17 protein-coding genes and 1 tRNA gene are annotated in these 14,989 nt (G+C 43.5%); 10 read left to right on the forward strand and 8 right to left on the reverse strand.

The window, feature by feature from the left end; all coding sequences use genetic code 11:
- The first annotated feature begins 20 nt into the window (after positions 1 to 20).
- From ACP5KC_RS03020 to ACP5KC_RS03045, 6 genes are all read left to right on the forward strand, one after another.
- Positions 21 to 1,400, forward strand: a complete 1,380-nt coding sequence (locus ACP5KC_RS03020; protein WP_424738410.1) for a hypothetical protein — start codon at positions 21 to 23, stop codon at positions 1,398 to 1,400.
- A gap of 5 nt (positions 1,401 to 1,405) precedes the next feature.
- The gene (locus ACP5KC_RS03025) at positions 1,406 to 2,596 is read left to right on the forward strand and encodes an HIT domain-containing protein (RefSeq protein WP_273433042.1); all 1,191 of its coding nucleotides are present in this window, start codon (positions 1,406 to 1,408) and stop codon (positions 2,594 to 2,596) included.
- 51 nt (positions 2,597 to 2,647) lie between these two features.
- Positions 2,648 to 3,397, forward strand: coding sequence for a hypothetical protein (locus tag ACP5KC_RS03030; RefSeq protein ID WP_052883355.1), 750 nt, complete (start codon positions 2,648 to 2,650; stop codon positions 3,395 to 3,397).
- 18 nt (positions 3,398 to 3,415) lie between these two features.
- The gene (locus tag ACP5KC_RS03035) at positions 3,416 to 3,832 is read left to right on the forward strand and encodes a roadblock/LC7 domain-containing protein (RefSeq protein ID WP_191118593.1); all 417 of its coding nucleotides are present in this window, start codon (positions 3,416 to 3,418) and stop codon (positions 3,830 to 3,832) included.
- Complete coding sequence (locus ACP5KC_RS03040; protein ID WP_052883353.1) at positions 3,801 to 4,346, forward strand: GTP-binding protein; 546 nt, start codon at positions 3,801 to 3,803, stop codon at positions 4,344 to 4,346. The genes ACP5KC_RS03035 and ACP5KC_RS03040 overlap by 32 nt, the downstream gene beginning before the upstream one ends.
- Positions 4,347 to 4,506: 160 nt before the next feature.
- Positions 4,507 to 4,884, forward strand: coding sequence for a roadblock/LC7 domain-containing protein (locus tag ACP5KC_RS03045; RefSeq protein WP_052883352.1), 378 nt, complete (start codon positions 4,507 to 4,509; stop codon positions 4,882 to 4,884).
- On the opposite strand, the gene ACP5KC_RS03050 is transcribed toward ACP5KC_RS03045, so the two are convergent.
- The 6 genes from ACP5KC_RS03050 to ACP5KC_RS03075 all read right to left on the reverse strand — a co-directional run bounded on the left by ACP5KC_RS03050 (position 4,881) and on the right by ACP5KC_RS03075 (position 8,812).
- Positions 4,881 to 6,086 (reverse strand): pyridoxal phosphate-dependent aminotransferase, encoded by a 1,206-nt coding sequence (locus ACP5KC_RS03050; RefSeq protein ID WP_052883351.1) that lies wholly within the window; start codon positions 6,084 to 6,086, stop codon positions 4,881 to 4,883. The genes ACP5KC_RS03045 and ACP5KC_RS03050 overlap by 4 nt on opposite strands.
- Before the next feature lie 78 nt (positions 6,087 to 6,164).
- Positions 6,165 to 7,001 (reverse strand): hypothetical protein, encoded by an 837-nt coding sequence (locus ACP5KC_RS03055; RefSeq protein ID WP_273433050.1) that lies wholly within the window; start codon positions 6,999 to 7,001, stop codon positions 6,165 to 6,167.
- Between the two features lie 210 nt (positions 7,002 to 7,211).
- Complete coding sequence (locus ACP5KC_RS03060) at positions 7,212 to 7,646, reverse strand: 30S ribosomal protein S11 (RefSeq protein ID WP_191118592.1); 435 nt, start codon at positions 7,644 to 7,646, stop codon at positions 7,212 to 7,214.
- Between the two features lie 2 nt (positions 7,647 to 7,648).
- The gene (locus ACP5KC_RS03065; RefSeq protein ID WP_052883349.1) at positions 7,649 to 8,167 is read right to left on the reverse strand and encodes a 30S ribosomal protein S4; all 519 of its coding nucleotides are present in this window, start codon (positions 8,165 to 8,167) and stop codon (positions 7,649 to 7,651) included.
- Positions 8,168 to 8,644 carry a 30S ribosomal protein S13 gene (locus ACP5KC_RS03070; RefSeq protein WP_052883348.1) on the reverse strand — a complete coding sequence of 159 codons (477 nt, stop codon included), beginning with the start codon at positions 8,642 to 8,644 and terminating at the stop codon, positions 8,168 to 8,170.
- Between the two features lie 54 nt (positions 8,645 to 8,698).
- Positions 8,699 to 8,812 (reverse strand) — tRNA-Ser (locus tag ACP5KC_RS03075).
- A gap of 100 nt (positions 8,813 to 8,912) precedes the next feature.
- Between ACP5KC_RS03075 and ACP5KC_RS03080 the strand changes: the two genes are divergently transcribed.
- Genes ACP5KC_RS03080 through ACP5KC_RS03095 form a run of 4 tightly spaced genes read left to right on the forward strand, consistent with a single transcriptional unit; the run spans position 8,913 to position 12,724 of the window.
- Positions 8,913 to 9,794 (forward strand): GNAT family N-acetyltransferase, encoded by an 882-nt coding sequence (locus ACP5KC_RS03080; RefSeq protein ID WP_273433051.1) that lies wholly within the window; start codon positions 8,913 to 8,915, stop codon positions 9,792 to 9,794.
- Positions 9,785 to 10,897 carry an o-succinylbenzoate synthase gene (gene menC, locus ACP5KC_RS03085; RefSeq protein WP_273433052.1) on the forward strand — a complete coding sequence of 371 codons (1,113 nt, stop codon included), beginning with the start codon at positions 9,785 to 9,787 and terminating at the stop codon, positions 10,895 to 10,897. The genes ACP5KC_RS03080 and menC overlap by 10 nt, the downstream gene beginning before the upstream one ends.
- Positions 10,879 to 11,382: a hypothetical protein gene (locus tag ACP5KC_RS03090; protein WP_428286828.1), complete on the forward strand. Its 504-nt coding sequence runs from the start codon at positions 10,879 to 10,881 to the stop codon at positions 11,380 to 11,382. Before menC ends, ACP5KC_RS03090 begins: the two co-directional genes overlap by 19 nt.
- A 55-nt stretch (positions 11,383 to 11,437) precedes the next feature.
- Positions 11,438 to 12,724 (forward strand): Cdc6/Cdc18 family protein, encoded by a 1,287-nt coding sequence (locus tag ACP5KC_RS03095; protein WP_424740678.1) that lies wholly within the window; start codon positions 11,438 to 11,440, stop codon positions 12,722 to 12,724.
- Here the strand turns inward: ACP5KC_RS03095 and ACP5KC_RS03100 are convergent.
- Positions 12,721 to 13,959: a replication factor C large subunit gene (locus ACP5KC_RS03100; RefSeq protein WP_052883343.1), complete on the reverse strand. Its 1,239-nt coding sequence runs from the start codon at positions 13,957 to 13,959 to the stop codon at positions 12,721 to 12,723. The two genes, ACP5KC_RS03095 and ACP5KC_RS03100, sit on opposite strands and share 4 nt — an antisense overlap.
- Entirely contained in the window at positions 13,959 to 14,948 is a 990-nt protein-coding gene (locus ACP5KC_RS03105; RefSeq protein ID WP_052883342.1) for a replication factor C small subunit, read from the reverse strand. Before ACP5KC_RS03105 ends, ACP5KC_RS03100 begins: the two co-directional genes overlap by 1 nt.
- Positions 14,949 to 14,989: the final 41 nt, after the last annotated feature.

Below are 14,989 nucleotides of genomic sequence, written 5' to 3' on the forward strand. Positions count from 1 at the left end.
GTGGTGGATAGGCGTCTATAGTGGCTGCAATAAAACAACGACTCCTGGCCCTCTCTAGTGTTGCGGTCACTATTTTTGCTTACGCGAACTTTTTTCCATCGATAATGGGTGAAAGCTATTTGTGGGTTATTCCGTTGCTAGCTAGTGTCGTTAATCCGGCCTCAGCGCTTCCGGCATTCCTCTTAGTGTTTTTTCTCGAACTCTACAGATCCAGTAAACTCTTTCTTCTCTTGGCCGTCCTCCCCTTTTTACTACTTTATCTCGTAAAAAACGTGCACGATTGGAGGAGTGCGCTTGCCCTCCTAATGTTTCCACCCATTGTTATTCTCTTTCCTTGGAGTATGGGAGTTGTATTAGGGCTCTTGTATTACTTGTCATCTAAGGAAAAGGTTCATGAGTCGTTTTTCTCGGCTGCTATTTTTCTCATCAACCTGACTGTTATGTCTTTACTTTTCGTTAGATCATCCATTTTTTGGAGCCCGCCTTTGGTTTTCCCCGGCGGGTTCCCTAGGAGCAGCAGGGGGGAAATCGTAGATGCGGTTTCATTTTATTCTAGCCTTGTTAACCTCTTCTGGTCCAACATAGTATTCTTGGTGGAGTTCTTTGTATTTGTTCTGAGTATGATAGTGTCCTCTTTGTCGGAGGAGCCTAGACTCATAAAAATTGTGATGCCACAACTTTTACTGATACTAATACCCATCCTCGCAAATGTAAGTATTACCCAGCGTGATCTTCTCGCTATTCTAGCCTCCCTCAGTACAACGACCTCGGCATACTATCTTGACAGGATAAGCTTTAAAATTCCTTCTTTATTTTTTAAACTAAAAAGAGGCTTTCTCAGAGAAAACAGAAGTAGGCGCGAACTAGATGACTTACAGATAATATTCTCTGATTTGAACGAAATAATTTCTCAGATTATCCTCTTATGCAATGAGTCGAATCCAAATAAGAAGATAGTAATACTGGGTTTAACATATGACGAGGAAGAGTCGTTCCTCCGATATTTAATGCTAGGAAGAAAGTGTAAAGCAAAGATTCTCTTATACCACAGGTTAGGTTTGGATGGGCTCCGATCCCTTAATCCAAGCGATACTCTAATAGTGTACATAAGGGTTATAGATATAGCATCAGCACTAGCGATACTATCAAAGATAACAGGTTTCGATATAGAAACACTTGAGAAGCTATCATTACCTTACCGTAAAATTCTAACACGTCTCAGCAGGACAACTCTCCTTCGATTAGGCAGAACGATTGATGAGAAAATTAGACAAGGAGCTTCGGCTCGGAAGGCCTTTGACTCAACATTTAGACGTGCAGTCCCAGAATTAAACGAAGATCATATCAAGACTCTTGAGCAAGTTTTTATGGATTTTGAGGTTATAGGCTTTACGCGGTGAAAAAGTTGTCGCAAGGTGTCAAAGCCTACATGAGGTTGGAGGAAATACCTTTCATGCATTGGGGAGTGATTTCTCGGTACAACTTCTCAGAGGACAAGATCCACCTCATCCCTCGAAAAAAATGGGACCCGTTATCTGCCGCGCCAATAATGCTTCAAGATGCTTCTGGGAGACTTGTACCTATAGGTAAATGGAAGGGTCATTTCTCGTATATTAGTCCAATAAGGGGATCTAGACCGGGTGGAGAAGAAAGAAGAGAAGGTAGCACCACTGATGTCTTTAGAGAAATCATCGAAGGGAGAGACTACGCAATATTTGTAACTGTTGATGCTAATCGATTTGATGGAGTATTCAGTACTGAACCAGTTATGAACGAGATTAAAGATGCATATGCCGCTACAATTGTTAACAGATACCCTGCTATGGTTAGAGTTATTGATAGCGAATTAGAGAGAACTCTTAGGATGCGAATTGAAGACGAGTATACCCGAATCGCCCATGGTATAAATCTTGTCACTTTCCCTGTATCAAAGTACTATGAGACATTCAGTGAGGCCAGCGTTGAATCACTAACATGGTTGTTCCTCTCTCTAATTGAAGCTATCAAAACTGGTGTGGACGATGCTCGAAAAAGGGGTTTTTCTTTAATACCCACATACGTGTTCTTCAACATTGGATCCCTGGCAGGTGGTACACAGCCACGTCTCCACGCGCAAACGTACATCGACCTGAACCAAGATGGTCATGGAGCATACATGGAGAACGTATTACAGGCTTTTGATACGATGAAGGGGAAGTGCCACATATGTACTTCGAGACACGATAATAGAATAATCTTCGAAAATAATACTTGGATTTCGTGGGCTACATCTGCTCCTCGGAGAAACTTTCACGTGAGAATTGCTCCTAAGAGACACGTAGAGCGCATCACAGAGCTAGATAGAATTGAAATTACGGGTCTTGCTGAAACACTAATTAGGATATCTAGGGGCATGGACAAGGCTGGGGTAGCACATGATAGGTATGTTTTAATTTATAGTAACCCATTTGGCTATAACTCATTCTTTCACCTGTTTATAGATTTCGTGCCCTTTGAAAAAATAGGAGGCATAGAGGTGCTCGATTCAGTTAGGGTTGCCCGTATAGCTCCGGAGGAGGTGGCTAGAATACTCAGGTCAGCAATGAGCGACGGATAGTATCGAATATTTTTATATTGGTGTGCAATGGAGACTTGAATTAGAGCAGACATGTTTTATTATACTTTGACAAACACATTAGCACAGTTATCAGCTGTTGATATTATAACCCCCCTTGTCTTCCTGGCGTTTTTAGCGCTTGGAATATCCCTTGGAGTGCTGATAGCCTTCATGTATTTTCTACATGTGTTTAGGAGAGATTTGCTAAAGCCTCCTCAGACAGAGAGTCTTAGTACTACTAGGGAAAAAATTAATACCATTGAATCTGCCCAGCAGAGCCTGTCAGCCAGTATCGAGGAGTTAAGAAACTCTTTGAAGATGATTCAAGATAACACCCTGCGTTTAGAAGCCAAGATTACAAGCTTAGAGGGTAGAATGCTAACCCTGGAGAGGAGGAGGCCTGCCGAGGCTGTTCGCACAGGCGTTTATCCGAAGCCTACTCGTGAAACTCTCAAAGAGGTAGCGGCCCTTAAAGACATTGGAGAAATCGCTCTCTACTTTCCTGAGGTACGTTATGCAGGAATAATAACATCACAAGGGTATATAGTGAAACAATACGGCCAGTGCAGTGAGGAGCCACCAAAGCTTCTAGAGATCCTGAGACTGTCAAACATGGATAAAACATCGCTTATTAAAGGTAACAGGCGTATCGATCTCTTTAGGCTAGGGGAGGTGAAAGATTTGACTGTTTTTGGTATTATAGAAGTCGATAATCTTCTTGAAGTGGACGAGAATCGCATCGGAGAAATTAGGGAAACGATAAGCAAATATTATAGAGACGTGATAGCTAAAACAATGTAAGTATTTGAGGTGTTAAAGTTGAGTTCCGAGAAGGAAGTCGAGCTTAGAGGGGTCCTTGCGAAGATAATAAAAGAAACGCACGATATGGTATCCTCTATCGTCTTCGCCTGGCGAGACGGAATCCCAGTATCCTATATTTCCTCAGAACAACCACAAGCAGAGTTTCTTGCTGTAGCTTCAGCTGCAGCACTCGGCTCGCTTGATGCTTTGGGAGATATATTTGGTAGCCGCGTAAAGAGAGTTGATGTAGAATTCGAGAACGGTGAGCATGTTATTATCTCGACGATCGACGGCTCGTTCATCGCTTTGTCTTCAACTCCACGTCCCAACCTTGGGTTGATCCACCTCGTGTTGAGAAAATACGAAGACGAAGTAATAAAGATCGCAGGGGTGGGACAGGTAGATGCAAAGAGACTACCTAAAAATACTGGTTAGTGGCCCCTACGCTAGTGGTAAAACGACGTTTGTGAAAACAATTTCTTCTGGTAAAGTTTTGACTACAGAAGTTCCAGTGTCGACACTGTATGAATCCCAGATAAAACAATATACCACTGTAGCTTTTGATTACTGTAGAGTCAACCTGGATGGAACAGACGTGTACGTTTTTGGTACTCCTGGTCAGACAAGGCTACAGTTTATGTGGCGTGTACTCGCGGTTGGCATGCATGGTTATATCTTTATCGTGGATGGTTCATCGATGCTTAACGTCATGCGTTCTCGGACGGTGTATGAGTACATGAAAAATCTTGGGGATTATCCTCACGTGATAGCTGTGAACAAACAGGACCTCCCAAATAGTATTAAGCCATCTACCGTGGCTCAGGTTTTTGGAGTGAATAACGACATCGTTGTCCCTTTAGTAGCGTTAAAGAAAGAGTCTGCAATTAGTGTCCTACAACGCGCTGTTGAACTTATTAGAGCTCAAAAGCCTAAATATAGAGCAGAATAGGCTTGTACCACTTATACTAACCGGCGTGCTATTTTACACTACCATCTTCGACCCTTACATTGGCTGTCTTGTAGATTTTTCAATCTTAATAACTAGTTAAGGGTATAATTAAAAATGTTAAAAATATATTTTAGATACCTCAATTTAAACTGGTGTTAGGATGAGTCTGAATCTAGAGGCTTTGAGACGTCTCATAGAGCCCGTAACAAAGGTAGCTGGCTTTGAAGGCTTCGTAGTCGCAACTAGTGACGGACTTCCACTTGTTAGCAGTATCACTGACAAGGATTTAGAAGAAAAGGTTGCTGCTTTAACAGCCGTACTTTCAGAGGTTGGAAATAGGGCTAGCACAGAATTGGGTAAAGGCGAGGCTGACTGGATTACTGTAAACGCTCCTGACGGGTCTGGAATAATTTACATTAAGCTAGGCGATATAGGCTATATGGCTGTACTGTTCAGTAAGGATACAAGGCTTGGTGTACTGCTTTATACCTTGAGAGACATAAAAAAGAAAATATTAGAGTCTAGGATAACGCCTTAGAGATAGCTGGAAATATAAGCACTTATCCTCTTCATACCCTCCTCTATTCTTTCTTCGGGTTCGCTTACAAAAGTCATTCTTACGTGTCCCAAACCCATTTCGCCGAAATATTTACCCGGTATAACAACGACACTTTTCCGGTAAAGGAGTCTGTTCGAGAACTCCTCGTCGTCTCTTCCCATCGCTTCGAGATATCTACGCATGTCCACGAAGAAGTAAAATGCACCCTCGGGGAGAGTGGTTCTTGCTTCTGGTAGGTATTCCTTTATAAGCTTATACATTAGATCTCTCCTTTTCCGGTAAGTGGGGATGACTATCTCGTTCAGGTATCGTTCCTTTATTCCGCTCTCATAGAATTTGATCATAGCTATTTGTCCAGGCGTGTCCGGAGCAAGCGAGACATATTGTTTAATTTTCTCCATACTTTCTATAACCTCCGCTGGTCCCGTCACGTATCCTAGCCGGAAACCCGGTATAGAGGCCTCTTTGCTGAAACTGTTGATTGTTATTGTCCTCTCCCTAGCTCCTGGAAAGGCGTCCACCCAGGGAGTCGGACGTCCATAACTAATGTGTTTGTAGACGGCATCAAAGATTATCCAGAAATCATATTCTCGGGCCAATTTGACGAGATCACGGACAAACTCCTCTGTAACAATCCGTCCCGTAGGGTTGTCTGGAGACAAAAGTACGAAGGCTTTAGTCAAAGGAGATACAACCTTCTTAACATCCTCTATATTAGGCTGATAGTCTTCCTCGACTTTAACAGGCACATAACGAACCCTGCCTCCAAGAAGCCGAACGGGTTCAGCGTATCCGACATAAGTGGGATCAATTAAGACGACCTCGTCTCCCGGCTCAAGTATGGCACCCAGGGCGAGGTAAATGCCCTCAGTACCTCCGTTGACAATCATTATCTCTTCTTTAGGATCATATGACACGTTCCAATATTTCTTGAGATCCTCGGCAATTAATTCTCTTAGCTCTATCATTCCTCTCGTGGCACCGTAAGCAACTGTTTTCTGGGGGGCTTTCCTGAGAAAATCTGCTAGGTAATCTACTACTTCTTGAGGTGGTGGAAGACTGGGAGCCCCTCCTCCGAAGCTAATAATATCTCCTTTTCGTCGAGCCTCATCGAGTAAGGTTGCAATTCTTCGAATAGGAGAGCCAACAATCGCTTGAGTTCTTGAAGATAGTCTAGGCATCGAGAAATATTCCTCCCTTTCATATATTTATTCTTATCCTAATGTTTTTTAATAATTATCAATTATGCAAGTTGATTATTATTTTAGTTTTTTCTCAAGATCCTCAAGAATATTCTTTAGCTCAGTTCGAGAACCTGCAGTGCTCTTATAGACCTCCAAATATTCTTTAAGAGTGTTGTATATCTCTCTTAACTGGGAAGGAGGTAGTTTGTTCAAGAATTCCTTCAACTCATCAAACATCTGATTCTCTGCAAGAAAGACCGTAAACCTTGACAGGCTCATAGACGTTAATTTTCCGTCGTAAAGACAAAAAACTATCTTGGTTTCAGGGTCAATCTCATACTCTATCCGAGTGCTTTTTCTGCCTTCATCTCGTGTTTTCTTCCCTAGTCTTTCTCGAAGCTCCTCGCTCAGAATTCTTTTTTCTCCATACACGGCTATGGCTTTCTCTATTTTTTCCTTTACTCTTTTATCGATAATCATAAGGTTGAGAATATCTTCTTCTTTTAACGGCAAGTCGAACGCACGCCCACCTATAATAATCTGTCCCTTCAAACCCCTAACTTTTGATGTTGGCATCTTCACATCAAGAAAACCATCATAGGTATAGATGGGAATAATATATGATTCCCCCGTGGGCATGACCACTTTAGCGGCTTCGTCCCATAGTTTTGCAGACACTTCACCGAGAACTAGGTGAGGGCCAGCTTCAAGGGCGGGGCAATTAAAGGTCTCGGAGAGAAGCTCTGCTACTCCTTCTGCAAATCCGATGACTTCATATATAATAAACTTCATCCATGACTCCTTTACGAATAATTCAATAGCAAACTTTCTTGCAACAGTGTAGCCATACTCTTTTAGTAGACTTTCGACCCCCTCTGAGGAACATGAGGATTCTAGTCCAATCCAAGGCAATATATACCCACCTAGTTTATTCTATGAAATTAGGGTTAATCCCAGATAAAAAATATAGCGGGTGCTTATTGCTTATCAGTTGAAGCAATATTAGTATGTGATTTATAAAACCTTACAAAAAATTCTAAAGGGTTGACTCAATAAAGAAATTGAAATGATGACCCATTGCAGCTCGGAAAAATGAAGAGAAGGTTTCCGGTCTGATCCGGCTTATACTCTTCGACCTCTGCGGCCTCCAGGCTTTCTTATAGAGTCCGTGGGTAGTGGAGTGACATCCTCGATGCGATCAACCATGAGTCCAGCTCTAACGAGAGCTCTTATAGCAGGTCCAGCTCCCGGACCAGGAGTCTTGGCACCGTAGCCTCCTGGGGCTTTGACCTTAACGTGTACCACCCTAATTCCCTTGTCAAGAGCTATTTTTGCAGCTTTAACGGCGGCTTGCATGGCCGCCCAGGGAGAAGGTTTGTCGCGATCCGCTTTTGCTATTTGTCCACCTGATGCTATGGCAATAGTCTCGGCGCCAGAGATGTCCGTTATATGGATAATAGTGTTATTGTAGCTTGCATATATCCATGCTATCCCTACGTCGCTCTTAGCCTTTGCCTCCTTTTGTTGCTGTTCTTTCGGTTTAGCTTCCTCTGCCATATTCACTCACCCTTTTCTGCAACTTGAGAAGCCTTTACAAGAGGAGACAACGGGTAATATCCTACGAGATCCTCCTCGTGCCTTTGGACGAGATAGCCAGGGCTATTAACACGTCTGCCTCCTATTGCGATATGTCCATGAGTGATGAGCTGTCTGGCGTGATACATGCTTGAAGCAAGTCCTTTCCTATAAACAATGGTTTGTAGCCTTCGTTCAAGAATTTGACGAACTGTAAGGCTTAAAATCTCGTCCAGAGTAGATTGTTCACTCGGGAGGATACCGAGCTTGTATAGCCTGGAAACAAGAGGCTTCTCCAGAGGTAACCTTTCTTCTTCTGGTAAGGCTAAAAGCCTTCTAGCCCTGGCTCTTATATCCCTAAGGAGGGACTCTGCAATCCATAATTCGCGTTTATTCCTTAGGCCATACTCTCCTAGAAGTCTCATTTCCTCTTCTAGAACATCTTTCCTCCAGGGATGACCCGGACCTTGCCATTTTCTACGAGATTTCTTGGGATCTCCCATTTAACCACCTTTTTTAGCTTCCTGTTGTTTTGCGGCACCCCTCTTAACGCCTAAGGTGAGGCCTGTACGGCCTGTTGTCCTGGTTCTCTGCCCTCTAACTTTAAGTCCGTACATGTGTCTGACACCCCTGTAGCTTTTGATCTTTTTCTCATTTTCAATGTCTCCACGCACAGCTAATAAGAGGTCAGAGGTTATTAGGTGCTTGTCAGCCCCCGTTGCAGGCTCTTTGCGTCTATTGAGAATCCAGGATGGCAAGCCAAGAGACTCAATGTTCCTCAAAGCCGTAGATATTTTTTCCACATCTTCCTCCGTCAACGTCCCCAACAGTCTATGCGGATCGTAGCCTAGCTTCCTTAGAATGACGTAAGCTGTATTGACGCCGATTCCCTTTATCTCAGCCAAAGCATACGCTAAGGCTTTGTCGCCTGGTAAGTCTACTCCCGCTATTCTCACTATATATTGAAACTCGCTAGACATATTGCCTGAAGCCTAAAGAAAAACCCAATAAATATCTTTTTCGCAGAGATATGTTGGCGCCGGGGCCGGGATTTGAACCCGGGCGCCCTTGCGGGCAACGGATTTCCTGCAAAGGCTCAATTGCGGCACGATTGTGTCCGCCGCCTTGGTCCACTCGGCCACCCCGGCTCATGATGCTAAAAAGCTCATGTGAATATAAAAGCTTCGCCTGTAAAGGAGCCGAGTAACTATTAATAGAGGAATTAGAGAGTACATAACGGAAAAATTCATGAAGCTGAAAGATGTTCTCTTTACTGCTCCTGAGAATTTTGAACAATTATCAGAGATCCGAGAAGTTATGCGGGAAGCCTGGGGTATGCAAGACTACGGTGAAACGCTACCTGTACATGTCATGAAAGCGATAATGGATAACGGTGGCTTCCTAGAGGTTGCAATTCTGAACGGGAGAGTAATAGGATTCGCGGTAGGGTTTATTGGTTATTCCCTTGATTATGGCTACTATTTATACTCCCATATGCTTGGAGTCAGGAGAGAGTACAGGGGTAAAGATGTTGCTCTCATGATTAAACTAAGCCAGCGAGACTGGAGTATTAGAAGAGGTTATAGACTCGTTGTTTGGACGTACGACCCGCATCAAGGCTTAAATGCAAGGTTTAATTTCGGTAAGCTAGGGGTTATCTCTAGACAATTCCACGAAAACTATTATGGGGAGATTCGGGATGAGTTGAATACTGGGCTTCCAACTGACAGATTCAAGGTTGAATGGTGGGTTCTAAGCAAGCGAGTTGAGGACCGTCTCAATGGTCGTGATAAACCTCCAAGTTTTGATGATATAAAGGATGAGGCAACATTGGCCCTGGAGTCAAAGGCTGAAAGGGGATGCAGGATCCCCATAAGACACTCTCTAGAAAATTCTAATGAACTCGTACTTGTCGAGTTCCCAGGAGATATAAACGTACTACGCGCGTCGTGTCCAGAAAGCGCTTTGACCTGGAAGCTCATGTTCAGAGACGTAATTAAAGACCTACTGGCGAAGGGGTACATTATTGTTGAACATATTCCCTTGATAGAAGAAGAAAGAAGAAATTTCTACCTCGTGGTGAAGAGTAACATTAATGACTTGCTGGAGGGCGAGTATCCTTGGAAATAAGGAAAATTGATCTTTTCTTCTTAGAATTGAGGCTTTCTGAAGAGTTCAGAACAAGTTTCGGCTCATTACAGGCTAGACCCGTGGTGCTCGTTCGCGTTGAAGAAAAAGGAGGCGAGGAGGGATGGGGTGAACTTGTCGCAGAATGGGGTCCCTGGTATAGTTATGAAACATACGAGGTATCACTTCTGATGTTGAAAAAGTTTCTCATACCGATGCTCTTAGAGTCCAAGCTAGAGAAACCACATGATTTCAGGAAAATAGTTGCACGGGTTAGAGGTTACCCGATGGCGAAAACAGCGTTAGAGGAGGCATTAACCGACTTATATGCTCGTTTAAACGGCGTCTCAGTTTATAAACTACTAGGAGGGGCTAAAAGAGAAATTGTTTCGGGTGTTAGCATAGGAATCAAGCCTACTATAGATGAGCTCTTGAGAGAGATTCACTTGAGACTAGAGGAAGGATATGCTCGTATAAAGATAAAAGTCGAGCCAGGATTCGATGTTAGGCCCGTCGAAAGAATTAGGAATGAGCTTGGAGATATACCTTTACAGGTAGACGCGAATGGAGCATATGATCTGAGCTCCCTAAGGACGTTTCAGGAACTCGACAAATTTCAGCTCTTGATGATAGAGCAGCCCTTGCATTGGGACGACCTAATAGAACATAGTATACTCTCTAGGAAGATCTCAACCCCCATATGTTTAGATGAGAGCATCACGAACATGCAAGATCTAGTTTTAGGCTGGAGACTGGGCTCACTAGAAGTAGTAAACGTGAAGCCTGCTAGAGTGGGAGGTGTCTGGAATGCTAAGGAGATGCTCGAGCTTTCAGAAAAGCTTGGAATCGGTGCATGGATAGGGGGGATGCTGGAAACCGGTATAGGTAGATCCTTCCTGGTGGCTCTGGCCTCACACGAGTCCGTGAAATATCCTAACGATATCTCGGCCAGCAACAGATACTGGTTAGAAGATATTGTTGAGCCCCCATGGACAATAACGTCCAGGGGGACAATGTATGTCCCTGATAAGAAAGGAATAGGAGTAGAAGTTTTATTTGATAAGATTGAGAGATACAGCCGGGAGAGATGGAGCACAGTGAAATAAATTGTAACTTGATTATAGCATGTAGAAAAGGACATGAGAAAGCAGTATTGAGGGATGTGATGGACCTATTATTTCCAAGTGATCCAAAGGTTAGGGGAAGTATTCTATCAGGCGGGAAGCTTTGCGTTGAGACAACACTAGACTTAAAGAGTCTCGGGAAGCTCTTTCGCCAGTATCCTATCAGAAACTTATTATCTATTCGTGCAGTTATGAGAAGCATAGAGTTTCCAGGCGACATAATAACTGGTATAAGGGAACTTCTAAAGGAGACGTGCAAGGATGCAGTAAGGTTTCGCAGAATTACGATAAAAATCAGAGCCAGCGAGGGGTGGAGACAGGAGTACTTTGCCCGTATTGCTGATACCTTAAGAGGGTGTTACGGAGGGTATTTTGAGGGGGTTATCGAGAAAGAAGGTTCCCTTCTACTTTTAGAGATAAAAATCCCTTTAAAGTGGGGAAATATAGCCTATTACCCTGAAAAGTAACACTTATCTTATAGATAAGCGATCATACTAGTACTCTTGATTTAGAGGTATCTTCATGGAGTTAGAGGGCTCTAAGTTTCCTCTGCGCAGGATAGTGCTAGATCACCGTAAGATGAGCAGCGAGTATGTACCATTATTTCTACCTCATCGCGAGGAAGAGTTGAGGGAAACACTGAGTTATTTTCAGACGATAATAAGGGGGGAGAAGGGCTTAACGAGAATCTTGATTTTCGATGGGCCAACAGGAACCGGAAAGACAGCACTTGCAAGGAGGATTTCGCTGGTTCTTAAAGAACAGGCCTCAGTTGGAAAGATACCTCCGATAATCAACAGTTACGTGAACGCTTATGAGCTTAGAACCAAGTTCATGATTTTCAGAAAGATAGGAGAGGATGCTGGCTTAAAATTTCCAAGAAAAGGTTTTTCAACCCATGAAATAATACAGTATACTATTCAATCGCTTCAGAGAGTTGATGCTAATTTATTACTAGTGGTAGACGAAACGGATGTTCTTATACGACAGGAGGAAGGTGAAGATGTTCTATATACGCTCACTCGTCTCCAGGAAGTGCTTCCAGAATCCAACATCAGCATTGGAATTATAGCGATCTTCAAAAACTTCCGTGTAAGCGTGGAAAATATTGCTAACGCCGGTGTTAGGAGCTCTCTATCTTCAAAGGTTGTGAGGTTTAACCCATATTCATCTAAACAGCTTAGGGATATACTCTGGTACCGTGTTGAAAAGGAGGGTGCCATAAGAGAGGAAGCTGTTAGCGAGGAAGTGATTGGAATGATATCCGATATTTTCGGTTATGAGGATGGACGGGGTTGGGGTGATGCAAGGATGGCTCTAAAGACTCTATATTATGCAGCTCTACGTGCCGAAAGTAATGACCGCGACCATATAATTCCTGAGGATGTTCGCGAAGTATTAAACCAGGGTATCCTGCCGACACCTTTTGATGAGGAAGAGATCACACGTTTACAATTACATGAAAAGCTTCTGCTGCTTGCAATCACGAACATCTTAATGCTTGAACGTGACAAGGCATACGTGAGCATGGGCGATGTAGAGTTCGAGTACGAAGATTTATGCAACGAGTATGACGTTAAGCCTTTAAAGCATACGAGTATCTGGGAAAAAATCCAGATACTGGAAAGCAAGGGACTCATAGACACTCGTGTCAGCACTAAAAGCGGGAAAGGTAGAACAACCCAGATAGCTATGCCTCAAGTACCAGAAACCAGGTACATAGGAATTAATAGAATCCCCCTTGAAATACTGCAAAAGGTTTTACGAGAGGCTATCAAGAGGGATATTGAAACCTCTAAATCCCTTTAATATTCGAGAACATATTTCGCGTTTTCGTCCTCTATACCCAGCGATGAGAGTATCTTCATTGCGTAGTCTTTATCGTATGTGTATATCAGACGGATGTATGGAAGTATCTCCGACCTGAACATGGAGGTTGAGACATGCAAAAGAGTTGCTGCTCTCTTACTAGCCTGGATAAACTTCTCACGCTTTGTCTTTAAACGGGATAGAAGCCTAAGTTTCTCGGGGAAACTATATTTAACAAATTTAAACGGAGGTTTCTCCCGAACACCAGAAACACCGGCAGTTATCAGTTCCATTACGTAGGGCAGAAGAGCCCACATCTGTTTCCGCTTCATCCTGGAGAGGTTGACATCAGCTAGCGATAAAGCATCATATGCATCTGCAATTGCCCTAAGACTAGGTGAATACTGTGCTATAATGTTCTCGTTGAGCCACTCTATAAGCATCTCATAATCAAGAGAGGGCAATCTTGTGACTGACAAAGCTCCCTCAGGAGTCTTAGATGTTAAGACAATCCTAACTACCTCGAACATGTTTTCTTGGGCTGCTCTCTCGCCTAAAACCTGGAGATCTGCAAGAGTTATAGTGTCTTTTCCCATCGCTACGGATTGCAAATCGTTTATGGCTGCCCGTAGATCCCCTTTAGCGTTTTCAGCTATAGCAGATAAAACATCTCTATCACATGTTATCCCTTCCTTTGAACATATATCCCCTAAGACCCGCATGATATCTCTCTTGCCTATTTTTTTAAACTCGATCAACTTGCATAGATCCCGAAGATCCCTAAGCTTTGGATCCCAGGGGTCATTAGCTGTTAGAACCAGAGGATATGTAGTCGTGTTAATGAGCTCTATAAGTGCATCTAGCCCTCCAACGTCCTCTTTAGTCCAAACGCCGTCTACCTCGTCAATCAATATTATTTTACCGGTATGACCGTATACGGAGCGGGTTTGTAGTGCTGGATAGACCCTGCTAAAGATAGCTTCACGAGACCTAACGTCGCTGGCATTTATCTCGATAAGTTCCCAGTTGAACTCAGATGCTGTAGCATGAACAATGCTGGTTTTCCCACTCCCAGGAGGACCATAGAGAAGCGCAGCCTTTCGAGAAGGAGATCCCCTAACCCACGAGTTAATCCAGGCTATATACTCTTTTTTCGCCTCCTCATTGCCCACTACGTCAACTATCCTCTTAGGCCTGTATTTTTCAACCCAGGGTAGTTGTCGAGAAGAAGACATTACTTTCCTCCCGATCCCTTACCTTGAGAGTAAAGTGCAAGCTTCGAGAGCAACGCCATTAGCTGTATCTCGTCATCAGCCCCCTCCACGATGCGATAATTGGCCTCGGCGACAAGTGCTATGAGTTCAGCCATCGTGGCGTTGTCCGGCTTGATGGTTTTTCCAAGTGAGAAAATATCACGATGTATGTATCTCACTATATCTAAGCCTGAAAGCCCATAATTGTACAGTAGAACCCTTAGCTTTTCACGAGACGTTAGAAGGTCTCCTTTGAGTGCACTTTGAATCATCTCTTCAACCTCCTTAGGCCTAACCTTTCCAAGTGCTTCATAAACGACCTCGGCAGTGACATTCTTTGCTATTGCGCTAGCAGCCTGGAGGGTGTTTATAGCCTTTCGGAGGTCTCCCTGACTTTCCTCCCATATTACATCTAAAGCTTCCTCATCGACCTTAATCCCTTCCTTGGACGCGATAAATTTCAACCTATCGATGGCAGACCCTTTAGGCAGTGGCTGAAAACGGAAAACTGCACAGCGTGATTGGATCGGTTCTATTATCTTTGAAACATAATTCGCTATTAGAATGAATCTTGTATTACGGCTGAACAGCTCCATAGTTCTCCTCAAAGCCTGTTGGGCATCACTAGTCATATTGTCTGCCTCGTCCAGAATAACCAATTTAAACGGTATTTCTCCTATTGGAAGCGTTCTCGCATAATCCTTTATTCGACTTCTTATTACATCGATTCCCCTCTCGTCTGATGCGTTCAACTCTAGCGTGTTCTCCCGCCAATTCTCCCCATAAAGGTCATGCGCTAATGCCAATGCCGCGGTAGTCTTACCTGTACCAGGTGGACCACCGAATAAGAGATGCGGTAGGCTTTTAGTCTTGACGAATTCCTTTAAACGCTTAACGATCTCTTCTTGATCTACTATCTCATCCAAGGAGCGGGGTCTATACTTTTCAACCCATAACTCAGTGGAAGACATCTTAATACCCTTTATTTGAGGATAAACACGCAATTAAGCGT

Source organism: Infirmifilum sp., assembly GCF_049970975.1.
Classification (GTDB): domain Archaea; phylum Thermoproteota; class Thermoprotei; order Thermofilales; family Thermofilaceae; genus Thermofilum; species Thermofilum uzonense.